The organism is Capnocytophaga catalasegens (assembly GCF_026005215.1).
GTDB classification, from domain to species: Bacteria; Bacteroidota; Bacteroidia; order Flavobacteriales; family Flavobacteriaceae; genus Capnocytophaga; species Capnocytophaga catalasegens.
The window spans coordinates 200,826-222,590 of sequence record NZ_BPMA01000012.1; the positions used below are offsets into that span (position 1 = coordinate 200,826).

The following is a 21,765-nucleotide window of genomic DNA, read 5'->3' on the forward strand; positions in this document are numbered from 1 at the left end:
ACAAATTCAAACCTAATTTCAATGAAAAAAATCGTATTTTTTAGTTTGTTTGTGATAACATCCTTTGGAAGTTGTACTCGTGATAACGATTTTTATGAAAATTTGAGCTTAGATCAAAAACTTCATCAGTACGATATTTGGTATGTAAATAAAGCTGAAAGCCGTGGTGCTGTAATTGATTTTTTAGAAAAATCATTTACAATTTCTTTTGATCGTGGTTTTTTGCTTGCCAATATGAATTTGGTCGATATAGGCAATCGTGGTGGTGGATTAGGTTTTCGCATAGGTGATTATACCACTCGGGGAATATTTTTAGAAATACAATACAGAAATCGTTTTTATTTATTTGAAGTTGAACAAATACGTTCCAACAAAATCGTTTTGCACGACCAACATTCTTCCGCTTCATACGTTTTGGAAGGATATCAAACATCACAATTTAATTACGACCAACTTCTTTTAGATAATCTACATCTTTTTTTACAAGAATTTGAGGCTTGGGAACAAATACAAAAACGAGGAGGCAATGCCAATCCTTTTGACCAAGAAACATACTTACGCTTTGTTCCAGAGAGAGGCAATCAATACTTCGACGCTTCAAGAAGTCGAAACGGAATTGCTATTTCGACTATTCATTGGGACTATCGAAGCACATATTCTGTCAGTCGAGATATCTTAGAACTTCTTTTTGATGGGACATTGCAACGGTTTCGTATTCGTGTAGTGAAAGATAATCTTATTGAGTTAGAACATCTTAATTCAGGTACAATTTATACTTTTCAAGGTATTGGAAATATTATTTTTAAATAAATATTAGTAACAGAATTCTTATCAAAATATAGGGTATATACCTAACTTTTTAGTTAAAATGGGTTATAAAAAATGTTTCTTTCTCAGAAACATTTTTTTTATTTGTCCAAAATAATATTGCTCCAAATAACAAAACTATCGTATCTTTGCCCTGAAATTAAGCAAAATAATTGATAATGAATATTTTAATATTAGGTTCTGGGGGAAGAGAACACGCTTTTGCAAAAAAAATAACTGAAAGTTCTCTATGCAAACAGCTTTTCATAGCTCCTGGCAATGCAGGAACAAGTAATATCGGCACGAATGTTTCGATTTCTGTTGAAGATTTTGACAAAATAAAAGATTTTTGTATAAACAACACAATACAAATGGTTGTTGTAGGACCAGAAGACCTGCTTGTAAAGGGAATTTATGATTTTTTCCAAAATGACAACCAACTACAACATATTCCCATTATTGGTCCTTCAAAACTTGGGGCAACTCTTGAAGGAAGTAAGGAATTTGCCAAAGAATTTATGACAAGGCACAATATTCCAACAGCTCATTACCAGAGTTTTACAAAAGAAACTATTGAACAGGGAAAAGCTTTTCTTGCCACAATGCAACCTCCATATGTTTTAAAGGCTGATGGGCTTGCACAAGGAAAAGGTGTATTGATAATCAACAATTTACAACAAGCACAAGACGAATTAGAACAAATGCTCATCAATGCCAAATTTGGCAATGCAAGCACCAAAGTTGTCGTTGAAGAATTTTTAAGCGGAATAGAACTTAGTTGTTTTGTGTTGACCGACGGTAAAAATTACAAAATATTACCAACTGCCAAAGATTACAAACGCATCGGGGAAGCCGATACAGGGCTCAATACAGGGGGAATGGGAGCTATCTCGCCGGTACCTTTTGCAGATGAAGATTTTTTACAAAAAATAGAAACTCGCATTGTACAGCCAACCATCAAAGGATTGCAACAAGACAAAATTGATTACAAAGGTTTTATTTTCATCGGATTGATAAAAGTTGGCAATGACCCTTATGTTATCGAATATAATGTACGAATGGGAGATCCTGAAACCGAAGTTGTTTTACCTCGAATTCAAAGCGATTTAGTTGAATTACTCAAAGCCACATCTGAGGGAAAATTAGCAAATTTTGAACTAAAAATAACTCCACAAACTGCTGTTACTGTCGTACTTGTATCGGGTGGATATCCTGAAAATTATCAAAAAGGATTTCTGATTTCAGGATTAGAAACGATTGAAGAAAGTATCGTATTTCACGCTGGTACTTCACAAAAAAACAAGCAAATTGTAACCTCAGGTGGGCGCGTGCTGGCTATTACTTCATTGGATAATAATTTAGTTCAGGCTTTGGAAAAATCATACAAAAATATTAGTAAAATTACATTTGAAAAAATGTATTTCAGAAAAGACATAGGATTTGAATTTATTTGATTGATTTTCAGTAAATTACATATTTTTAAAAATTTTCAAAAAAAGATTTGGTAGAAATAAAAAAAAGAATTACTTTTGCGCCGTTTAAGTAACCTCTTGACGAGAGACGTGAATGTTGCTTAGAAGTAACTAAAAAATTATTTTTTTATGGAATCTTTGTTAAAGTACGTACAAGACAATCTAATTGCAAAAAAAGATTTTCCTGATTTTTCAGCAGGAGACACAATTACAGTGTATTACGAGATTAAAGAAGGAGACAAATCTCGTACACAGTTTTTTAGAGGTGTAGTTATCCAACGTAGAGGAACTGGTGCTACTGAAACATTTACCATTCGCAAAATGTCGGGTGAAGTAGGTGTTGAGCGTATTTTCCCTATCAATATGCCTGCACTTCAAAAGATTGAGGTAAATAAGAAAGGTAAAGTACGTAGAGCACGTATTTACTATTTCAGAAAATTGCGTGGTAAAAAAGCAAGAATCAAAGAAGTTCGAGGATAAAACCTACTTTCTTCTTTATATTAAAGGTAAAACAAAAAGGCTTTCGTTTATCTGAAAGCCTTTTTTTTAATTATTTAAAAATCAGTACTTTACAAATTATTTTTTAGTTAAAAAATCTTTTTTAAAAGAAAATGGTCTAAAAAATTGCAAAATAGCAGTTTGTGTAGTAACTTTGTGCAATAAAATTGTGGGTATATTTTTCAATGAGTGATATACATAATTTGGTTACGTTATTAGAACAAAAAATAGTTTTAATACAAGATAAAATAGAGCTACTTGCTCAAGACAAACGAGTTTTAAACGAACAACTTAACCAGCTAAAAGCTGAACAAGTACAACTCCAAGAAGAAACTAACAAGTGGCGAAAAAAATATGAATCACTCAAAATAGCCAACACAATTTTGGGCAGTGATAAAAATAAAACAGAAACAAAATTTAAGATAAATGCTCTTATTCGTGAGATAGATGCTTGTATTATACAACTTTCTGATTAACATACGTTATGAATGACAAATTACGTATAACATTAAAAATAGCTGACCGAGTTTATCCAATGAATATAAAAACATCACAAGAAGAAAATTACCGGAAAGCATGTGATGATGTAAATAAGTTGGTTCGCTTTTTTGAAGAAAATTACAAGGTAGGAGACCGTCAAGATTCTCTTGCTATGTGTGCTATTTCTTTCGCACTTAAAGTTGTACAAAACAATGAAAATCAAGATAATACAAATATTGAAACTCAAAAAAAATTAGAAGCATTTCATCAACTATTGGACGAAATAATTCGTAGTTAACAACGTTCTTACTGAATACAAGAAATTACTGCCTGCATTGATACAAATTTTGGTAAACTCAACAGAAAATTATTTCAGCAAGGTGAGTTAAATTGTTAAAGCGAGCCGTCTTTTGATACGGATACTTGACCAATTTAGTAGCCTTAAACGTGTTTTTAGGAGTTTATTCAACTTCTTCATCTATGCAGGCTTTTTTATAATTTTTATTTAATAATATTTTATGGATACAACTTTAATATTAGGTATTGTAATAGCTCTAATTATTGGTTTTAGCATAGGAATGATAATTGCTAAAATTCGCGAGAAAAAAAACGCTTCAAAGATAATTTTAAATGCAAAAAATGAAACAAAAGCTATCTTAAAAGAAGCTCAGATTGAAGCAGATAATATCAAAAAAGAAAAAATTTATCAAGCAAAAGAAAAATTCTTAGAACTGAAAGCTGAACACGAAAAAATTATTCTTGGTAAAGAAAAGAAGATTACCGAAGCGGAAAAACGTATTCGAGACAAAGAATCACAAATTTCTAATGAATTGATTCAAAATAAAAAACTTGCTGATGACCTTGAAAAGAAAAATCAGGAGTACGAACATCGTATTCAATTACTTGACAAAAAACAAGAAGAAGTCGATAAACTTCATAAGAATCAGATAAAACAATTAGAGTTAATCTCTGGACTTTCTGTTCAAGAAGCAAAATCACAACTCATTGATTCTTTGCAGAATGAAGCTAAATCTGATGCTATGGCATATATCCAAAATACAATTGAAGAAGCTAAATTGACCGCACGCCAAGAAGCTAAGAAGATTATCATAAACACCATTCAGCGCATTGGAACAGAAGAAGCTATTGATAATTGTGTTTCTGTCTTCAATCTTGAGTCGGATGATGTAAAAGGACGTATTATTGGGCGTGAGGGACGCAATATTAGAGCTCTGGAAGCCGCTACTGGCGTAGAAATTATTGTTGATGATACACCAGAGGCTATTATCTTATCTTGTTTTGATTCAGTTCGCCGTGAAATTGCTCGACTTTCTCTTCATAAATTAGTAACCGATGGACGTATTCACCCGGCACGAATTGAAGAAGTTGTTGAAAAAACAACAAAGCAAATTGAAGAAGAAATTATTGAAATAGGCAAACGAACTGTTATTGATTTGGGTATTCACGGCCTTCATCCAGAATTAGTAAAATGTGTTGGTCGAATGAAATATCGTTCTTCTTATGGACAGAATTTACTACAACACTCTCGTGAAGTAGCCAAACTTTGTGGGCTTATGGCAGCAGAACTTGGGCTAAATGTAAAACTTGCTAAACGTGCTGGTCTTTTACACGATATTGGTAAAGTTCCCGAAGTAGAAACTGAAGTCCCTCATGCTATTTTGGGTATGGAATGGGCTGAAAAATATGGTGAAAAACCCGAAGTTTGTAATGCTATCGGGGCTCACCACGACGAAATAGAAATGACCTCGCTCCTATCGCCTATCGTACAAGTGTGCGATGCGATAAGCGGAGCAAGGCCAGGTGCTCGTCGTCAAGTATTAGATTCTTATATCCAACGATTGAAAGACCTTGAAGAAGCTGCTTTTTCTTTCCAAGGAGTGAAAAAAGCATATGCTATTCAAGCAGGAAGAGAACTTCGTGTAATTGTAGAAAGTGAAAAAGTTACTGATGATAAAGCTGCCGAATTATCATTCAATCTTTCTCAGAAAATACAAACCGATATGACCTATCCAGGACAAGTTAAAATTACTGTTATTCGTGAAACACGAGCTGTAAATATAGCCAAATAATAAGTTTTTTCAGACATAAATTTGAAAATAAATTTTATTTTTTGAAAAAATAAAGTATCTTTGCAGTCGCATTGCTAAAAAATATTTTTTTGATTTCTATGGAGTGAAAACTCCTAATCGGGATGTAGCGCAGTTGGTAGCGTTCACGTATGGGGTGCGTGAGGTCGCTGGTTCGAGTCCAGTCATCCCGACTTTACTATTTTAAATCACTTTTATTCAAGTGTTTAAATATTTTTAAAACTAAAAAATAAATGTTTCACAGATATTTAAAAATAATAATTGCTGTACTTTTAGTAGCGTGGGCTATACAACAATTTATTCTTGGAAATATTGGTAACGGAATTTTTTTGATTCTTTTATCGCTTATTCCTATCTTACTTTATTTCAGAAATGAAATATTGCTTCTTGCTTTTTTCCGTCTTCGCAAACAAGATATGGAAGGAACTAAAAAATGGCTTGACCGTATCAAAAATCCTAATACAGCACTTACTAAAAAACAACGAGGTTATTATAACTATCTGTACGGACTTATTTTTTATCAAATTAACCTTACACAAGCAGAAAAATATTTCCGGAAAGCCTTAGATTTCGGGTTAAATATGAGTCTTGATGAAGCAATGGCTCGACTTAGTTTGTCGGGAATTATGATGCAAAAACGCAGAAAACGTGAAGCACAAGAATTACTTACACAAGCCAAAAAATTGGACAAACAGAATATGCTCAAAGACCAAATAAAAATGATACAAGAACAAATGAAAAAAATATAATACATCAAAATCATTTGAAAAACAATAAATTACATATTATATTAAGTATTCTGGTGTTGTGTTGCTACTTTTCGGCATTAACGCCTGTACACTTTTTATTTCATTTTAATTCAGAAAGAGAACATCATCATTGTGATTCATCACATTCTGATTCTGATGAAAATAAAACAACATGTTTCTTTTGTAATGCAATTGTTTCTGGACAAAATACACATCTGTTTGAAGCTTATGAGCTTGATTTTTCTACTATAATTATTTCTTCTAAGGTAGAGAAAATATTATCTCAAATTAACATTCCTTCTTTGCCTGATACGGCATATTTCTCTCTTCGAGCTCCTCCTTGTTATTAAAAAAGTAAAATTTCACTTTGACTATTTTCTTAAGTATATTAAACTTAGAAGAAAAGTAATTGACTTTTTTATTTAATGAATAAAACAACAACTTTGAATTGATGGTAATGAATTTTTGTTACTATTCAATAAAAAAGTTTATTTATAAAATGAAGGAGGCTAATTCTTTGAATATTATAAAAAGTAATAACGTATCCTAACACTTTTTTATTAAGAAAAATATGTTTTTTATTTGAAAAATCTTATATTGGAAGAAATTCTCTTTGAGATTGAACATATTTTTTTAGATAATGAAATAACCAACAAAGTTTTGAATGATTTTCAGAACATTATAAAGTTGCAATAGACTCAATTCAATAACGTTTGAAATCCAACAAAATACATATTCTATTTTTCACTTTTGTGATTCTGATTTGTATGTTAAAATTTTCATTCCCCATAGGAGAATTTTTTCATCATCATAAATCGGATAAGATTGTTTGTGCTGAAAATTCAGGAAAAGAATGTAAACATACACATCATATCTCTGTTTTAAAAATCAATCCATATTGTACAATATATCAGATATATTCTTTTTTTGATTATCAACCATTGATATATTATTTATTTGTAGAAAAAGTAATTGAAAGCACTTTCTTTTTCTTATCAGAATATGTATTGATTTATGATATTTCTGCTCCTTGGCGCGCTCCACCTGTTGATTTTTTTCTTTGATTATGATGAATTTAAAAGAACTATGAAACAAAATTCATCTGAGGTTATTTAATCTATTTAACAGAACAATTTATGCGAAAACTATTTTGTTTTTTTGTTTTTCTAAGTGTTTTAACAGCATATGCACAACAAACACTTCATTTGAAAATAGAAGATAAACAAAAACAACCTCTTTCGGGAGCTGTGGTACATATCATTGGGAAACATTATGTTTCTGATACACAAGGAGAAGTTCTGATAACGAGTATCAAATCTGGAATATACCCTTTGCGAGTTACTTTTTTAGGTTTTCTTGATTATGAAGATAAAATTCAACTTCCTTTAAAAGGAAATACATATACGATTGTGATGAAGGAAGCTGTTAATGAACTTTCGGAAGTTGTTGTATTGGGAGAAGAAGTTCAGAAAAAAGTTTTGATATATGACCCAGTTATTGTAACAAAAACAATTCAGAATGACTTACATAAACTACAAGGGGAATCACTAGCAAAAATACTTAGTACAGCTCCTGGAATTTCAATGATACAAACAGGAGCAACTATTGCTAAACCTGTTATTCATGGGTTACATAGCAATCGGATTTTGATACTTAATAATGAAGTAAGGCAAGAAGGACAACAATGGGGGGCAGATCATGCACCAGAAGTTGATCCTTATATAGCTAATCAAATTACTATTATTAAAGGTGCTCAAGCTGTACGATATGGTTCTGATGCTTTGGGAGGAGTTATTGTACTTTCACCGAATAAACTTCCGTATGGAGATGCCTTGCATGGAGAAGTATTGCCTTCTTTTTCAACTAATGGGCGAAAGATGGCAACTTCTGTAAAGTTAGAATCAGCTATACCAGGTTTTTCGCAATGTGCTTGGCGTGTACAAGGGTCTGTAAAAAGAGCTGGTGATATTGCTACAGCTGATTATCTTCTTAACAATACAGCTATGCAAGAAAGGAATTTCTCTTTGGCAACTGGTATTGAAAAAGAACAATGGGGAATAGATGCCTTTTATAGTCAATATGCTAATGAATCAGGTATTTTTTATGGTTCTCATATTGGAAATTTAGATGATTTACTTATACGATTTGAAATTGGACGTCCTTTAACTTCATATCCTTTTTCTTATCAAATAGAAGCACCTAAACAAAAGGTTATTCATCATTTGTTAAAGATAAAATCATTTGTAGCACTTCCTTTTGGAGGTAAATTAACAGCTTTGTATGCTTTTCAAAGTGACATTCGACAAGAATTTAACCTTCGCAGAGCAGACCGAACACGTATTCCAGCTCTGAATATGAATTTATCAACTCATTCTTTAGATGTTTCTTGGGAAAATTCGTATAAAAAACATACAACACAACTTGGGGTAAGTGCCTTTCAACAAGTGAATTATAACGAACCTGGTACAGGAGTTGTACCTGTTATTCCTAATTATGCATCGTTTTCTTATGGAGTTTTTGCTATTCAAAAATATGATGCAAAACTATGGGAAGCAGAAGCAGGATTACGATATGATTATAAAACACTCAATGCCGATGGTTATAATTCGTTTTCACAACGTTATGGAACAAATCACACATTTCACAATATCACTTATTCACTTGGAGTAAATTACAAACCAAGTTACTATTGGTCTTTCGCATCTAATATAGGTGTTGCTTGGCGTTCTCCGCACGTAAATGAACTATATAGTAATGGTCTGCATCACGGAGCGGGAACTTATGATATTGGAGATGAAAATTTGCAATCTGAAACAGGAATAAAATGGATTAGTTCTGTTAGATTTAGACAAGGAAAATGGAAACTGAATACTGATGTTTTTGTACAACTAATTAGAAATTATATTTTTGATGCTCCAACAGGAAAAACTCGAACTTTATTCTCGGGTGTTTATCCTATTTTTCAGTTTCAACAAGCTGATGTTTTTTTCAGAGGAGTTGATTTGGAAGCCGAATATCGCTTCTTACCTAAATGGAAATATAGTTTGCAAACTTCCGTAGTATATGCTAACGAATTGAAAACTAACAAATATCTACCTTTTATACCCTCAGAACGTATCTCACAAGAACTTTATTTTGATTTACGTCATTTAGGAAGTTTAAAAAATGTATATACTTCTGTTAAACATCAATTTGTTGCTAAGCAGACTCGTTATAATCCTGAGCAAGAATTAGTAAAAGACACTCCTGATGCTTACCACTTGTTTAACATTGGAATAGGAGCAAAAATACCTTTTGAAAAGCAAAGTATAGCGATACATCTTTCTTGTGAAAATATTTTTAATCAATTATATAAAGAATACACAAATAGATTTCGCTATTATGCTCATGATTTAGGTAGAAATATTCAGTTTCGATTCGTATATTCTTTTTAGAAAAGTAGCATTGATAGATAATTTATTTACTTTTATACAAATAAATATATCTAAAATAAAAAGAAAGGTGAAATTATAAAATATCAACGTTGAGATGATAAAAATAAACATTGAGAAAACAAAAAATCAAGTTGAGATACTATTTTTTATAATTAAAAAAACAAATCTCAACATTGAAAAGTAATTATTCAATATGCAAATAATAAATCTCAACATTGAGTAGATGCTCCTCAACTTAAAAATCAATATAAAATAGATAAATAATCGCATTTTTAATAAAAAATATTATCAAAAAATAACATTTTTATAGAATTAACACATCATTAAACTATATAATAATGACTTTTAGATAAAAAATAAGTAAAATATATTCAATAAATTATAATGAAAATGAGAAATACAATAAGCAATATGTTTTTTATACTTGTATTAAGTATATTTATTAGTTGTTCAAAAGAAACAACACCAGAGGAAAAAATTACTCAACCAGAAATAAAAAAAGAATTTGATATAAAAGAACATTTTATAGCAGGCGTACTCGGAGATAAAAATAAATCAGTATATTTAATTAAATTCTTAGAAAAAGAAAAAGCTATATTTATGAATTCTACACAAGAATTTATCGGAAAATATAAATTTACAGATAAAACACTTGAATTTGAAGTAGATGACCCAAATAACTATCGAATAGCTCAATTTACCTTTGATGAAAATTACAATGTAATTTCTTCATATTATCGTGCTTTACAAATGGAATATCCTTCAAAAAGTGTTTTGTTATCTATTCCTGATAAAAATCTATTAGCTGGAAAAACTTTTGTAGGAAAGGAATACAAATTCGGAGCTGAGGACAAGCCTATTCTACATTATAAATTTGATGAAACAGGTACAAAATATGGTTCAGCTGTTGATTTAAATACTTTAACAACTAACAGAAAAATAGAACTTATCAATAATTGTGCTTTTCGATTTAAAGATAAAGGTATTTCTGAAATAGGATTTATTAATAAAGATGTACTAACAGTATTTCGAGTACAAGGATTGTATTACTTTGGAGAATATAAAGAAAAATAATTATCAATTTAAAAAAATATTTATATGAAATTTATAAAAACAAAACATTTACTAACAATATTATCAATATTGTTCTTACAGGTAAGTATAGTAAGTTGTAGTAAAGATGATAATAACAAAAATGAACCTGTACCTTTGAAAAAACCAACAATTGAAGACCTTGAAATAGGTTACCAAAACACTAAGAAAGCTTATACAGAGAGTGATCTACATCTGGAAGCTCATATCTTTGCTGAGGCAAAAATAAAGAGTGTTAGAGTACAAATTACTCCTAAAATCTCAGGAAATTCTTGGTTTGTAGATATTACCTATGTAAAAGGTTTTGAAGGGAATACAGAAGGTATATTACATCAGCATTATGATATTCCTAAAAATGCAAAAGAAGGAATGTATGATGTACTTATCATAGTAATTGATACACAAGGAAATAAAACTATCGCAGAAGATGTTTTGACCATCGAAAAAGATCCATCACTCCCGACAGTTAGCCAAAAAAGTGCGACATTTAATAATAATGTTCTGAATGTAAAAGCAAACATTTCTGCACCTAATAAATTGGAAAGTATTACTATAAAAGTGAAAGATATTGAAAAGAAATATCAGGAGACAGAGTTGGTAGGAAAAACTACCTATTTACTTGATAAAGACATAGATGTATCATCACTTGCCAATGGTCATTACCACTTTTTTGTAACTATCACAGACCAGTCTAAAAAAGTATTTTCATACGAAGGACATTTCGACAAAAAGTAATTGAATGATATATTTAATAAACTTACAAGAAAAATGAAAAAAATAGCAAAATTAAGTATTTTAGTATCATTATTTTTAATGATACTAGCTTGTAGCAAAGATAAATCATCTGAGGAAATTAAAAAACCAGATGAAAAAAAGCCTGATACAGAAGAAGAATTTCAATTTGATACTAACGTTCAACCATTGAATGTTCTACAACTCAATATTCTAAATGATTATATTGGAAAAACAAAAAAGGAATTTATTGATAAATTAAAATCAGAGAATATTCCTTTTACAAAAAATGAAGACGAAGAAGAAGATTCTGATGAGGAAATTACAGAATTGACTTTCACAGCAGAGGCAAAAGATTCTCCTTTTGTAAAATATCAAGTGAAAGCTAACTTCCAGAATATCGCAGATTTGGATAAACTTCCGTATGAACTCTATGACGGGGTTTATTCTTTTGAAATTATTCCCTTAGATGCCTTAGGAAAAAAGGCAACAAGTACAGAATTTAAGTCAGTTTTCGATTATTTTCACAAACGATTCAATGCTTTACAGCCTTCTAAAAAAGCATATCAGTATGCTCGTAAAAAAGAAGATATATCTCCATACTTTGTTGAGCGAGATAATTATAGCGATTTTCTACAATCATTAAAAAATCCTGATATAGAGGCTGATGGCTTGATTGTATGGAATAATAATCCGAATCCTTTAGCTAATAATAGTTCAAAAGCAAAAAATACTCCCAAAGTAAGTATGGTATTCAATTATGAAGATAAAACATACGGAATAGAGATAGCATTCAACTATCCAAAAGATTTTTCAAAAAATATTAAAAAATAAATCAATTAAATACATAAAAAGATGAATAATATATTTTTTAAAACATTAAAGACCGCTGTATTAACAGCTATGAGCCTTTTTATAATAAGCTGCTCAAAAGACGCTCCAACTCCCACAAATGAAAAAGAAGATAAAGGACACGACGAATGGAGTAAAGTAACTTTTACTATTCGAAGAGGGCACCTGCATGGAGATAATTTTCACGGAAATCCTGAAAATCTGTTGTATCCAACACAAGTCTTTACTTTCGAAACTGACGGGACTAATATTGTTCGCAAAAACAAAGACGGAAAAATATTAGAAAAAGGAGAAGAGCCTATTTTGATGATTTCGGGAGGAATTTACGCTATGGAAATTGTGTATTACAACGCAAAAGGCGAACGAATAAACAGTGAATTTACTACTGCTCAAATGCTTCCCATTCATCAGCATTTCTTTACCGTTAAAGAATATCTCAATACCAAAACAAACCAGACTTCGAGCGACACATCCGATTTGTTGGACTACACATACCGCGATACAAATCCTGAAAATGTGATGGTTAATAGTTATATCGACAAGAGAAATAGTACAAAAAAATCACAATTGACAAATGATGCATTAGGTTTAAAAGGGTATTTCACAGCAAAAGTTCCGTACGCTAAATTTGATATGCGCATACGATTGCTTCATATTCAAAGTGGTACAAAATACATCAACAACGATAAAAACAAAGGTTCAAACCCTTTCAATGCTCCTTCTGATGATTTGTTAACTCGTAGTGGAACAGATTTTGACCAGTTTCTCCCTGTTTATATTCTTACATCACCTTCATCAGGAGAAGATGGTGATTATGAGCGCTATGTAAAAGACTTAGCTGATTATTTCCAAAAAACAACAGATGAAATTAAGCAAATCTTAAAAGAATCATCGGAACAACAAGAAAACTCTAACTATTGGATGTAATTAAAAAAAGACGCAATAATTTGCGTCTTTTTATTTTTTATTGTAACTTTGTAGAAAAACAAACCGATGTCTATCTCTGCTTTTTCATCATATTTATCTTTGGAAAAGAAATATTCTGTGCATACTATTAAAGCATATATAGCTGATATCAAAGAATTTGAGTCTTTTCTTCTGGAAAGTGAAAAAAACGCAGATTTGACAAAAGTTCATTATTCACAAATACGAAGTTGGATTGTTCAACTTATCGAAAATAAAATAAATTCACGTTCTGTCAATCGAAAAATCGCTTCGCTCAAAGCTTTTTATAAATTTCTAGTTCTGACGTCTCAGATTGGGAAATTGCCTTTTTCACAACATATTCCACTGAAAATGGAAAAAAAAATCAGTATTCCTTTTTCTCAAAAAGAAATTGATAAAGTTATTGATCAAACAGAAGAAAAAGATACATTTGAATTTATTCGTAATAAAACAATTATTGAATTATTTTATGCCACAGGCATAAGACGTAGCGAACTTATTAACCTGAAAATTTCAGATATTGATTTAAAACAAAAATTTGTAAAAGTTTTAGGAAAACGTAATAAAGAACGTATCATTCCGCTCATTGATAGCGTAATTAATACTATAAATAAATACCTAATAATTCGTGATAGTGTTAATTTCAATAATGAGGCTTTTTTATTTCTGACATCAAAAGGAAAAAAAATATATCAAGAACTTGTATATCGAATAATAAATTCGTACTTTAGTACCGTAACAAGTAAAGAGAAAAAAAGCCCACATATATTACGACATGCATTTGCTACACATTTACTTGATAATGGTGCTGATTTGAATGCTGTCAAAGAATTACTAGGGCATTCAAGCCTTGCTGCTACACAAGTTTATACACATAGTAGCCTTGCTGAATTAAAAAAACAATATGAATCTGCACATCCTCGTAATGTGCGTAATAAATAAATAATAACTTTAAAATTAGTGAGTTATGAAAGTAAATTACAATGCAGTTGGTTTTACAGTTGACCAAAAATTAGTAGATTTTATTCAAAAAAAAATGGACAAATTAGAGCATTTTTACGATCGAATAATTGATGCCGATGTATATCTGAAATTAGAAAATACATCTGCTAAAGAAAATAAAATCGTAGAAATAAAAGTAAATGTTCCTGGAGATCATTTTGTAGTAAAAAAACAAGCCAAATCCTTTGAAGAAGCAATGGATAATAGTGTAAATCCTATTGAACGATTTTTGAAAAAACATAAAGAAACAAGATAACCTTTACAGAAAATAATAAAAAAAGACACACTTAAAAGTGTGTCTTTGATATTTATCAGAAACAAAAATAGTTATTATTCTTCAGTTGTTTCTGTTACTGTCGTTGATTCTTGTTTGATATCCTCTGCTTTTTTAGCACGACTTCTACGAGTTGTTTTCTTTTTCGTAGCTTTTGGAGAATATGTTGTGTTATAATCTACCAACTCTATAAGAGCCATTTCAGCATTATCTCCAAGTCGATTTCCTAATTTGATAATACGTGTATATCCTCCTGGTCTATCAGCTACTTTCACAGAAACTTCTTTAAAAAGCTCTGTAATAGCATATTTATTATGTAATTTACTAAATACCACACGACGATTGTGGGTTGAATCTTCTTTTGATTTAGTGATCAAAGGCTCTACAAATATTTTAAGAGCTTTTGCTTTTGCCAATGTCGTATTGATACGTTTATGCTCAATTAAAGAACAAGCCATATTTGCTAACATAGCCTTTCTATGTGCGGATTTTCTTCCTAAATTATTTATTTTATTTCCGTGTCTCATTTTCCCTTAATTTGCGTTATACAAGTTAATCTTTATCTAATTTATACTTTGATAAATCCATTCCAAAAGTAAGTCCTTTTGCTTCTACCAATTCGTCAAGTTCTGTAAGTGATTTTTTACCGAAATTTCGAAACTTCATAAGGTCACTTTTGTTAAATGACACAAGGTCTCCCAAAGTATCTACTTCGGCTGCTTTTAAACAATTCAAAGCACGTACGGATAAATCCATATCTACTAATTTTGTTTTCAAAAGCTGACGCATATGGAGAGATTCTTCATCATACGTTTCGGTTTGTGCTACTTCATCTGATTCAAGTGTTATTCTTTCGTCAGAAAATAGCATAAAATGATGTATCAAAGTTTTAGCAGCTTCTGTCAATGCATCTTTAGGATGGATAGAACCATCTGTTTTGATTTCAAAAACTAATTTTTCATAGTCCGTTTTTTGCTCTACACGATAATTTTCTATGCTATATTTAACATTTTTAATAGGTGTATAAATAGCATCAACGGCTATAGTTCCTAAAGCTGCATTGGGTTTGGCATTTTCTTCGGCAGAGATATATCCTCGACCTTTTTCGATAGTAATTTCCATTGCAATACCAACAGTATCTTCCATATTACAAATAACAAGTTCAGGGTTAAGTACGATGAATCCTGTTATAAATTTTTGAAAATCACCCGCAGTCAATTGTTTTTTTCCTGAAATAGATATAGAAACTGTTTCTGTGTCAATATCTTCAATTTGTTTTTTGAAACGTACTTGTTTCAAATTCAAAATGATTTCTGTTACATCTTCTACAATTCCCGAAATTGTTGAAAATTCATGTTCTACTTTATCTATTTTAACCGAAGTGATAGCAAAACCTTCAAGAGAAGAAAGCATAACTCTTCGCAAAGCGTTACCAATGGTTAAACCATAACCAGGCTCGAGCGGACGAAATTCAAATATCCCCTCAAACTCTGATGATTGAATCATTATAACTTTATCTGGTTTTTGAAAATTGAATAATGCCATAATTCTGACTGCTGTCTTATTATTATTTAGAGTACAACTCTACAATTAACTGTTCTTTAATATTCTCTGGAATTTGAATTCGTTTAGGAACAGAAACAAAAGTTCCTTCCAATTTTTCAGTATTCCAAGTAATCCATTCATAAACATTGCTATTAGCCGCCAACGAATTTTCGATAACGCTAAGAGATTTTGATTTTTCACGAACACCTATCACATCACCTGGTTTTAGCGTATATGATGGGATGTTTACAATATTTCCATTTACCGTAATATGACGATGTGAAACAAGTTGACGAGCTCCACTTCGAGTAGGAGATATTCCCATACGATACACTACATTATCCAATCGCGATTCACAAAGCTCAAGAAGAACCTCACCAGTTACTCCTCTACTACGTTTAGCTTTTTCATACAAATTACGGAATTGTTTTTCTAAAATTCCATATGTATATTTTGCTTTTTGTTTCTCTTGCAACTGAATAGCATACTCAGACCTTTTTGCACGTCTGCGGTTACTTCCATGTTGCCCTGGTGGATAATTTCTTTTAGAAAAAGATTTATCTTCACCAAAAATTGCTTCTCCAAATTTACGAGCAATTTTAGTTTTTGGACCTGTATATCTTGCCATTTTCTATTTAATTTTAAATAGGAGAGGATTATGAATTAAGGCTTTTCCTTCGATAATTAACCTTCCTATATTTTCATTTTATTAAATTATACTCTACGTCTTTTAGGGGGACGACATCCGTTATGAGGTAGTGGAGTTACATCAACAATTTCGGTAACTTCGATACCTGCATTATGAATACTTCTAATGGCAGATTCTCTACCATTACCTGGTCCTTTTACAAATACTTTAACTTTACGAAGTCCTGCATCGAAAGCAGCTTTTGCAGCATCTTCGGCAGCTACTTGTGCTGCATAAGGAGTATTTTTTTTAGAACCACGGAATTTCATCTTTCCTGCGGAAGACCACGCAATAACATCTCCTTTTTTATTAGTAAGAGATATAATAATGTTGTTAAATGTCGCTGAAACATGTGCTTCACCCATTGATTCTACAACAACTTTGCGCTTTTTTGACGCGGTTTTTGTATTTGATTTTGCCATATTGTTACTTATTATTTAGTTGCTTTTTTCTTATTTGCAACAGTTTTTCTTCTACCTTTTCTTGTTCTTGAGTTATTTTTTGTTTTCTGTCCTCTAAGAGGTAATCCTGATCTATGTCGGATTCCTCTATAACAACCGATATCCATTAAACGTTTGATATTCAGTTGAATTTCAGACCGTAACTCGCCTTCAATTTTGTAAGAAGCGACTACTTCACGAATTTTATTGATGTCTTCATCATTCCATTCGTTCACTTTTTTGTCTTCATTTACTTGAGCTCTCTCTAAAATTTCTTTAGCTCTACTTTTTCCGATACCAAAAATGTAAGTTAATCCTATAACTCCTCTTTTTTGTTTTGGTAAATCTATACCTGCAATTCTTGCCATAATTATCCTTGTCTTTGTTTGAATCTCGGATTCTTTTTATTAATTACGTACAATCTCCCTTTACGTCGCACAATTTTGCACTCGGGACTTCTTTTTTTAATTGATGCTCTAACCTTCATCTGTTTATTGTTTTATATTCATCAAATGTAACACATCTGCGCTTTATTTATGATTTAATATCGATAAGTAATTCTTGCTTTTGTTAAATCATATGGACTCATTTCCAACTTAACTTTATCTCCAGGTAAGAGTTTTATATAGTGCATTCGCATTTTACCTGAGATATGAGCTGTAACTATATGTCCATTATCTAACTCTACACGAAACATTGCATTGGATAATGCCTCAATTATAGTTCCATCTTGTTCTATTGCTGCTTGTTTAGCCATTGATAATTAGACTTTTCTGTTTTTACCTGTTTTCATCAAACCGTCATAGTGGCGATTCAACAAATAAGAATTTATCTGTTGCATAGTATCCATCGCTACACCTACCAATATCAACAACGAAGTACCTCCATAGAACAGTGCCCAAGCCTGTTGTACATCTAACAATTTATGTACAAATGCAGGTAATATTGCAATTATCACAAGAAATATTGAACCTGGAAAGGTAATTAAAGACATTATTTTGTCTAAATAATCTCCCGTTTCTGTTCCAGGTTTTACTCCTGGTATAAAACCACCACTTCTTTTTAAATCATCAGCCATTTTATTGGTTGGAACTGTTATTGCTGTATAAAAATATGTAAAAGTAATTATCAATAAAGCAAAAACAAAATTGTACCAAAAACCAAAAACATCGCTAAATGTTTGTTGAATTCTAATAGAGGTTTCTGACTGAGATAAACCAGCTAATGCTGCTGGAACAAACATGATCGCTTGCGCAAAGATAATAGGCATAACCCCCGAAGCATTTAATTTCAATGGGATATATTGTCTCGCTCCAAAAATATTTTTCTCAGTAGAACCACCTGTGGTTCTTCTTGCATATTGAACTGGAATTTGTCTTACAGCTAATACAAGAAAAATACTTGATAAAATAACTACAAACCATAAAACCACTTCAATAATAACAAACATTAACCCTCCAGTACTATCGCCTGTTAAACGCGAAACCCATTCTGAGAGAAATGCCTGTGGCATACGAGCTACAATACCCACCATAATCAAAAGTGAAATACCATTTCCTATACCTTTATCAGTAATTTTCTCACCAAGCCACATAGCAAAAATAGTTCCAGTTACCAGAATAATTACAGCTGGAATCATAAATCCAAGATTTTTACCCATTATAAAAGCTTCGTCTGGAACTCCTAATTTACCTATAGAATAAAGATATGCTGGCGCTTGTACGATACATATTGCTATGGTAAGCCATCGAGTAATTTGGTTGATACGTCTTCGACCACTTTCTCCTTCTTGCTGTAATTTTTGAAGATATGGAATTGCAATTCCCATCAATTGAACAACGATAGAGGCTGAAATATAAGGCATAATCCCTAATGCAAAAACAGACACATTTGCAAAAGCCCCTCCCGTAAAAGCATTTAAAAGATTTAACAATCCTCCATCAGAAGTTCTTTCTGCGAATTTTGTTAAATGTTCTGTATCTACACCAGGAAGAATTACATGTGCTCCAAACCGATATACTAAAAGAATTCCCAAAGTCAGAATAATCCGATTGCGTAATTCTTCTATTTTCCATACATTAGTTAAAGTCTCGATAAACTTTTTCATACGATATTATTATACAATTACAGCTTGACCTCCCATCTTTTCTACAGCTTGTTTTGCACTTGCTGTAAATTTATGAACAGATATATTTAATTTTGTTTTTAATTCGCCTCCACCAAGTATTTTTACTAAATCTGTTTTTTTGGCTAAGCGATTTTGAACTAAAATATCTAATGTAACGGTGTCAGTAATAACTCCTTTATCTACTAATTCTTGCAATTTTCCTAAGTTAATACCTACGTATTCTTTTCGGTTAAAATTTTTAAAACCGAATTTTGGTACGCGTCTTTGAAGAGGCATTTGTCCTCCTTCAAAACCTATTTTAGTAGAAAATCCAGAACGAGACTTAGCTCCTTTGTGCCCTCTTGTAGCCGTTCCTCCTTTTCCAGATCCTTGTCCTCTACCTACGCGCTTCCCTTCTCTATGTACTGAACCTTGTGCAGGTTTCAAATTACTTAAATTCATAACTAATCTATTTCAGTCATTTATGCTTCTTCAACAGAAACTAAGTGTTTTACTTTATTTATCATACCAAGGATAGTTGGAGTAGCTTCATGTTCTACTACTTTTCCGATACCTTTCAATCCAAGAGCCTCCAACGTAAGTTTTTGGTCTTTCGTACGCTTAATACTACTTCTAGTTTGTTTTACTCTTATCTTTGTCATTGTATCTTATTTTTATCCTTTAAATAATTTTTCTAGAGAGATTCCCCTTTGTTGAGCAATTGTTTTTGCACTACGTAATTTCAACAATGCATCCATAGTCGCCTTTACCACATTGTGAGGGTTTGATGATCCCTGAGATTTTGAAAGTACATTGTGTATTCCTACCGCTTCTAATACAGAACGTACAGCACCTCCTGCAATTACTCCAGTACCTTCCGAAGCTGGTTGCAAATACACACGAGCTCCTCCATATTTACCTTTTTGTTCGTGAGGTAATGTATTTCCAGCAAGAGGGATACGAACTAAATTTTTCTTAGCATCTTCTACCGCCTTTGCTATAGCATCTGCTACTTCTTTTGATTTTCCTAATCCATGTCCTACCACTCCATTTTCATCACCTACTACTACAATAGCTGAAAAACCGAATGCTCGTCCTCCTTTGGTAACTTTCGTTACACGTTGAACACCTACCAAACGATCTTTTAATTCAAGACCACTTGGTTTTACATATTCTACATTTTTATAATTCTGATACATAATTTCTTAGAATTTAAGTCCTGCTTCTCTTGCTCCTTCTGCCAGAGCTTTTACACGTCCGTGGTATAGATATCCTCCTCTGTCAAAAGAAATTGTTTCAATCCCTGCTGCTATTGCTTTTTTAGCAATCAATTCTCCTACTAATTTTGATTTCTCAGTTTTAGTACCAGATGTTGTGTTGATTTCTTTATCTCGTGAAGATGCAGCTACTAAGGTTATTCCCTTGGTATCATCTATAATTTGAGCATAGATTTCATTATTACTTCTAAAAACAGCCAATCTAGGTCTTTGGATAGTTCCCGATACCACTTTTTTAATTCTGTTTTTAATACGTTGTCTTCTTTCTATTTTTGATAATGCCATTTTCCTAACTATTAAGCTGATTTACCTGCTTTTCTTCTTAATTCTTCACCAACAAATTTAACTCCTTTTCCTTTGTAAGGCTCAGGTTTACGGAAAGAACGAATTTTAGCCGCTATTTGTCCAAGTAGTTGTTTATCGTGAGATGTTAATTTAATAATAGGATTTTTACCTTTTTCATTGATGGTCTCTAATTTTACTTCTTGCGGAAGTTCCATAACAATATTATGAGAAAACCCTAGTGCCAAATCAAGTTTTTGTCCCTGATTTGATGCACGATAACCTACTCCTACCAATTCTAATTCTTTAGTGAATCCTTCAGAAACTCCAACAACCATATTGTTTAGTAAAGCTCTATACAATCCATGTTTTGCATTAAGCTCTTTTGAATTTCCACTATTTTCTACCACTAATTGTCCATCTTGTTGCTTTACAGCAATGTCTTTAACTTCTTGAGTTAATTCGCCGAGTTTCCCTTTAACAGTAACTATATTATCATTGATCGTAATTGTTACTCCTTGAGGAATACTGATGGGTGCTTTACCTATTCTTGACATTTTTAGTCTTTATTATTAGTAAACATTACAAATTACTTCTCCTCCTACTTTTAACTCACGTGCTTGTTTATCGGTCATCACTCCTTTTGAAGTAGATATAATAGCGATACCAAGTCCGTTAAGTACTCGTGGAAGTTCTGCCGAACTTACATATTTACGAAGTCCAGGCGTACTTACTCTTTCTATTTTTCTGATAACAGGCTCTTTAGTCACTTTATCATATTTAAGAGCGATTTTAATCGTTCCTTGAATTCCTTCTTCTTCAAATTTATAACTTAATATAAAACCCTGATCAAATAATATTTTTGTGATTTCTTTTTTTAGATTTGAAGCAGGAATTTGTACTACTCGGTGCCCTGCACTGCTAGCATTTCTAATTCTTGTTAAAAAATCTGCTATAGGATCTGTATACATTTTTCTGTCC

General features: G+C 31.7%; 30 protein-coding genes, 1 tRNA gene and 1 other RNA gene. 18 read left to right on the forward strand and 14 right to left on the reverse strand.

Features of this window, described 5'->3' with window-relative positions:
- The first annotated feature begins 21 nt into the window (after positions 1-21).
- The 18 genes from OO775_RS03290 (at position 22) to hpf (ending at position 14,427) form a co-directional block, all read left to right on the forward strand.
- A complete protein-coding gene (locus OO775_RS03290) occupies positions 22-810 on the forward strand; it encodes a hypothetical protein (RefSeq protein WP_264845582.1) in 789 nt (262 codons plus the stop codon).
- Positions 811-986: 176 nt separating this feature from the next.
- Positions 987-2,261 carry a phosphoribosylamine--glycine ligase gene (purD, locus tag OO775_RS03295; RefSeq protein WP_264845583.1) on the forward strand — a complete coding sequence of 425 codons (1,275 nt, stop codon included), beginning with the start codon at positions 987-989 and terminating at the stop codon, positions 2,259-2,261.
- Between the two features lie 147 nt (positions 2,262-2,408).
- Positions 2,409-2,759 carry a 50S ribosomal protein L19 gene (gene rplS / locus OO775_RS03300; RefSeq protein ID WP_264845584.1) on the forward strand — a complete coding sequence of 117 codons (351 nt, stop codon included), beginning with the start codon at positions 2,409-2,411 and terminating at the stop codon, positions 2,757-2,759.
- A gap of 185 nt (positions 2,760-2,944) precedes the next feature.
- Positions 2,945-3,253: a cell division protein ZapB gene (locus tag OO775_RS03305; RefSeq protein ID WP_264845585.1), complete on the forward strand. Its 309-nt coding sequence runs from the start codon at positions 2,945-2,947 to the stop codon at positions 3,251-3,253.
- Between the two features lie 8 nt (positions 3,254-3,261).
- Entirely contained in the window at positions 3,262-3,555 is a 294-nt protein-coding gene (locus tag OO775_RS03310; protein WP_264845586.1) for a cell division protein ZapA, read from the forward strand.
- Positions 3,556-3,611: 56 nt separating this feature from the next.
- Positions 3,612-3,720: non-coding RNA, 6S RNA (gene ssrS, locus OO775_RS03315), on the forward strand.
- A gap of 55 nt (positions 3,721-3,775) precedes the next feature.
- A complete protein-coding gene (gene rny / locus OO775_RS03320; RefSeq protein ID WP_264845587.1) occupies positions 3,776-5,347 on the forward strand; it encodes a ribonuclease Y in 1,572 nt (523 codons plus the stop codon).
- A 118-nt stretch (positions 5,348-5,465) separates the two neighbouring features.
- A tRNA-Pro gene (locus tag OO775_RS03325) sits at positions 5,466-5,538 on the forward strand.
- Positions 5,539-5,598: 60 nt separating this feature from the next.
- Complete coding sequence (locus OO775_RS03330) at positions 5,599-6,114, forward strand: DUF2892 domain-containing protein (protein WP_264845588.1); 516 nt, start codon at positions 5,599-5,601, stop codon at positions 6,112-6,114.
- 14 nt (positions 6,115-6,128) lie between these two features.
- Positions 6,129-6,464, forward strand: a complete 336-nt coding sequence (locus OO775_RS03335; RefSeq protein WP_264845589.1) for a hypothetical protein — start codon at positions 6,129-6,131, stop codon at positions 6,462-6,464.
- Positions 6,465-6,881: 417 nt separating this feature from the next.
- The gene (locus tag OO775_RS03340; RefSeq protein ID WP_264845590.1) at positions 6,882-7,178 is read left to right on the forward strand and encodes a hypothetical protein; all 297 of its coding nucleotides are present in this window, start codon (positions 6,882-6,884) and stop codon (positions 7,176-7,178) included.
- Positions 7,179-7,250: 72 nt separating this feature from the next.
- The gene (locus OO775_RS03345) at positions 7,251-9,548 is read left to right on the forward strand and encodes a TonB-dependent receptor (RefSeq protein ID WP_264845591.1); all 2,298 of its coding nucleotides are present in this window, start codon (positions 7,251-7,253) and stop codon (positions 9,546-9,548) included.
- Between the two features lie 390 nt (positions 9,549-9,938).
- Positions 9,939-10,622 carry a hypothetical protein gene (locus OO775_RS03350; RefSeq protein ID WP_264845592.1) on the forward strand — a complete coding sequence of 228 codons (684 nt, stop codon included), beginning with the start codon at positions 9,939-9,941 and terminating at the stop codon, positions 10,620-10,622.
- 24 nt (positions 10,623-10,646) lie between these two features.
- Entirely contained in the window at positions 10,647-11,375 is a 729-nt protein-coding gene (locus OO775_RS03355; protein ID WP_264845593.1) for a DUF4625 domain-containing protein, read from the forward strand.
- Between the two features lie 33 nt (positions 11,376-11,408).
- Positions 11,409-12,206, forward strand: a complete 798-nt coding sequence (locus OO775_RS03360; RefSeq protein ID WP_264845594.1) for a hypothetical protein — start codon at positions 11,409-11,411, stop codon at positions 12,204-12,206.
- Between the two features lie 21 nt (positions 12,207-12,227).
- A complete protein-coding gene (locus OO775_RS03365; protein ID WP_264845595.1) occupies positions 12,228-13,151 on the forward strand; it encodes a hypothetical protein in 924 nt (307 codons plus the stop codon).
- A gap of 66 nt (positions 13,152-13,217) precedes the next feature.
- A complete protein-coding gene (locus OO775_RS03370; RefSeq protein WP_264845596.1) occupies positions 13,218-14,111 on the forward strand; it encodes a tyrosine-type recombinase/integrase in 894 nt (297 codons plus the stop codon).
- Between the two features lie 25 nt (positions 14,112-14,136).
- Positions 14,137-14,427 (forward strand): ribosome hibernation-promoting factor, HPF/YfiA family, encoded by a 291-nt coding sequence (hpf, locus tag OO775_RS03375; protein WP_264845597.1) that lies wholly within the window; start codon positions 14,137-14,139, stop codon positions 14,425-14,427.
- Positions 14,428-14,501: 74 nt separating this feature from the next.
- On the opposite strand, the gene rplQ is transcribed toward hpf, so the two are convergent.
- The 14 genes from rplQ to rpsH all read right to left on the reverse strand — a co-directional run bounded on the left by rplQ (position 14,502) and on the right by rpsH (position 21,755).
- A complete protein-coding gene (rplQ, locus tag OO775_RS03380; RefSeq protein ID WP_264845598.1) occupies positions 14,502-14,972 on the reverse strand; it encodes a 50S ribosomal protein L17 in 471 nt (156 codons plus the stop codon).
- A gap of 25 nt (positions 14,973-14,997) precedes the next feature.
- Positions 14,998-15,990: a DNA-directed RNA polymerase subunit alpha gene (locus OO775_RS03385; protein WP_264845599.1), complete on the reverse strand. Its 993-nt coding sequence runs from the start codon at positions 15,988-15,990 to the stop codon at positions 14,998-15,000.
- A gap of 22 nt (positions 15,991-16,012) precedes the next feature.
- Positions 16,013-16,618 (reverse strand): 30S ribosomal protein S4, encoded by a 606-nt coding sequence (rpsD, locus tag OO775_RS03390; RefSeq protein ID WP_264845600.1) that lies wholly within the window; start codon positions 16,616-16,618, stop codon positions 16,013-16,015.
- Between the two features lie 86 nt (positions 16,619-16,704).
- Positions 16,705-17,100, reverse strand: coding sequence for a 30S ribosomal protein S11 (rpsK, locus tag OO775_RS03395; RefSeq protein ID WP_264845601.1), 396 nt, complete (start codon positions 17,098-17,100; stop codon positions 16,705-16,707).
- Positions 17,101-17,111: 11 nt separating this feature from the next.
- Positions 17,112-17,486 (reverse strand): 30S ribosomal protein S13, encoded by a 375-nt coding sequence (gene rpsM, locus OO775_RS03400; RefSeq protein ID WP_264845602.1) that lies wholly within the window; start codon positions 17,484-17,486, stop codon positions 17,112-17,114.
- Between the two features lie 2 nt (positions 17,487-17,488).
- Positions 17,489-17,605, reverse strand: a complete 117-nt coding sequence (gene ykgO, locus OO775_RS03405) for a type B 50S ribosomal protein L36 (RefSeq protein ID WP_007094966.1) — start codon at positions 17,603-17,605, stop codon at positions 17,489-17,491.
- Between the two features lie 54 nt (positions 17,606-17,659).
- Positions 17,660-17,875: a translation initiation factor IF-1 gene (gene infA, locus OO775_RS03410; protein WP_264845603.1), complete on the reverse strand. Its 216-nt coding sequence runs from the start codon at positions 17,873-17,875 to the stop codon at positions 17,660-17,662.
- 6 nt (positions 17,876-17,881) lie between these two features.
- Complete coding sequence (gene secY / locus OO775_RS03415; protein WP_264845604.1) at positions 17,882-19,225, reverse strand: preprotein translocase subunit SecY; 1,344 nt, start codon at positions 19,223-19,225, stop codon at positions 17,882-17,884.
- A 9-nt stretch (positions 19,226-19,234) separates the two neighbouring features.
- Complete coding sequence (rplO, locus tag OO775_RS03420) at positions 19,235-19,687, reverse strand: 50S ribosomal protein L15 (protein ID WP_264845605.1); 453 nt, start codon at positions 19,685-19,687, stop codon at positions 19,235-19,237.
- 20 nt (positions 19,688-19,707) lie between these two features.
- Entirely contained in the window at positions 19,708-19,887 is a 180-nt protein-coding gene (gene rpmD / locus OO775_RS03425; protein ID WP_264845606.1) for a 50S ribosomal protein L30, read from the reverse strand.
- Between the two features lie 12 nt (positions 19,888-19,899).
- Positions 19,900-20,424 (reverse strand): 30S ribosomal protein S5, encoded by a 525-nt coding sequence (gene rpsE, locus OO775_RS03430; protein ID WP_264845607.1) that lies wholly within the window; start codon positions 20,422-20,424, stop codon positions 19,900-19,902.
- A gap of 6 nt (positions 20,425-20,430) precedes the next feature.
- A complete protein-coding gene (rplR, locus tag OO775_RS03435) occupies positions 20,431-20,787 on the reverse strand; it encodes a 50S ribosomal protein L18 (protein WP_264845608.1) in 357 nt (118 codons plus the stop codon).
- Positions 20,788-20,798: 11 nt separating this feature from the next.
- On the reverse strand, positions 20,799-21,341 hold the full coding sequence (rplF, locus tag OO775_RS03440) for a 50S ribosomal protein L6 (protein WP_264845609.1): 543 nt from the start codon (positions 21,339-21,341) through the stop codon (positions 20,799-20,801).
- 15 nt (positions 21,342-21,356) lie between these two features.
- On the reverse strand, positions 21,357-21,755 hold the full coding sequence (gene rpsH, locus OO775_RS03445; protein ID WP_264845610.1) for a 30S ribosomal protein S8: 399 nt from the start codon (positions 21,753-21,755) through the stop codon (positions 21,357-21,359).
- Between the last annotated feature and the right edge of the window lie 10 nt (positions 21,756-21,765).

Bases quoted from the DNA above. Each gene is read 5' to 3' on its own strand.
- rplR (WP_264845608.1), bottom strand. From the start codon at position 20,787: ATGGCATTATCAAAAATAGAAAGAAGACAACGTATTAAAAACAGAATT.
- rpsD (WP_264845600.1), bottom strand. From the start codon at position 16,618: ATGGCAAGATATACAGGTCCAAAAACTAAAATTGCTCGTAAATTTGGA.
- rpsH (WP_264845610.1), bottom strand. From the start codon at position 21,755: ATGTATACAGATCCTATAGCAGATTTTTTAACAAGAATTAGAAATGCT.
- OO775_RS03310 (WP_264845586.1), top strand. From the start codon at position 3,262: ATGAATGACAAATTACGTATAACATTAAAAATAGCTGACCGAGTTTAT.
- OO775_RS03350 (WP_264845592.1), top strand. From the start codon at position 9,939: ATGAGAAATACAATAAGCAATATGTTTTTTATACTTGTATTAAGTATA.
- OO775_RS03345 (WP_264845591.1), top strand. From the start codon at position 7,251: ATGCGAAAACTATTTTGTTTTTTTGTTTTTCTAAGTGTTTTAACAGCA.
- OO775_RS03370 (WP_264845596.1), top strand. From the start codon at position 13,218: ATGTCTATCTCTGCTTTTTCATCATATTTATCTTTGGAAAAGAAATAT.
- rpsM (WP_264845602.1), bottom strand. From the start codon at position 17,486: ATGGCAAGAATTGCAGGTATAGATTTACCAAAACAAAAAAGAGGAGTT.
- OO775_RS03355 (WP_264845593.1), top strand. From the start codon at position 10,647: ATGAAATTTATAAAAACAAAACATTTACTAACAATATTATCAATATTG.
- OO775_RS03385 (WP_264845599.1), bottom strand. From the start codon at position 15,990: ATGGCATTATTCAATTTTCAAAAACCAGATAAAGTTATAATGATTCAA.
- rplS (WP_264845584.1), top strand. From the start codon at position 2,409: ATGGAATCTTTGTTAAAGTACGTACAAGACAATCTAATTGCAAAAAAA.
- rpmD (WP_264845606.1), bottom strand. From the start codon at position 19,887: ATGACAAAGATAAGAGTAAAACAAACTAGAAGTAGTATTAAGCGTACG.
- OO775_RS03340 (WP_264845590.1), top strand. From the start codon at position 6,882: ATGTTAAAATTTTCATTCCCCATAGGAGAATTTTTTCATCATCATAAA.
- rpsK (WP_264845601.1), bottom strand. From the start codon at position 17,100: ATGGCAAAATCAAATACAAAAACCGCGTCAAAAAAGCGCAAAGTTGTT.
- infA (WP_264845603.1), bottom strand. From the start codon at position 17,875: ATGGCTAAACAAGCAGCAATAGAACAAGATGGAACTATAATTGAGGCA.
- rplQ (WP_264845598.1), bottom strand. From the start codon at position 14,972: ATGAGACACGGAAATAAAATAAATAATTTAGGAAGAAAATCCGCACAT.
- OO775_RS03360 (WP_264845594.1), top strand. From the start codon at position 11,409: ATGAAAAAAATAGCAAAATTAAGTATTTTAGTATCATTATTTTTAATG.
- hpf (WP_264845597.1), top strand. From the start codon at position 14,137: ATGAAAGTAAATTACAATGCAGTTGGTTTTACAGTTGACCAAAAATTA.
- rny (WP_264845587.1), top strand. From the start codon at position 3,776: ATGGATACAACTTTAATATTAGGTATTGTAATAGCTCTAATTATTGGT.
- rplF (WP_264845609.1), bottom strand. From the start codon at position 21,341: ATGTCAAGAATAGGTAAAGCACCCATCAGTATTCCTCAAGGAGTAACA.
- rpsE (WP_264845607.1), bottom strand. From the start codon at position 20,424: ATGTATCAGAATTATAAAAATGTAGAATATGTAAAACCAAGTGGTCTT.
- secY (WP_264845604.1), bottom strand. From the start codon at position 19,225: ATGAAAAAGTTTATCGAGACTTTAACTAATGTATGGAAAATAGAAGAA.
- OO775_RS03365 (WP_264845595.1), top strand. From the start codon at position 12,228: ATGAATAATATATTTTTTAAAACATTAAAGACCGCTGTATTAACAGCT.
- OO775_RS03290 (WP_264845582.1), top strand. From the start codon at position 22: ATGAAAAAAATCGTATTTTTTAGTTTGTTTGTGATAACATCCTTTGGA.
- OO775_RS03330 (WP_264845588.1), top strand. From the start codon at position 5,599: ATGTTTCACAGATATTTAAAAATAATAATTGCTGTACTTTTAGTAGCG.
- purD (WP_264845583.1), top strand. From the start codon at position 987: ATGAATATTTTAATATTAGGTTCTGGGGGAAGAGAACACGCTTTTGCA.
- ykgO (WP_007094966.1), bottom strand. From the start codon at position 17,605: ATGAAGGTTAGAGCATCAATTAAAAAAAGAAGTCCCGAGTGCAAAATT.
- rplO (WP_264845605.1), bottom strand. From the start codon at position 19,687: ATGAATTTAAGTAATTTGAAACCTGCACAAGGTTCAGTACATAGAGAA.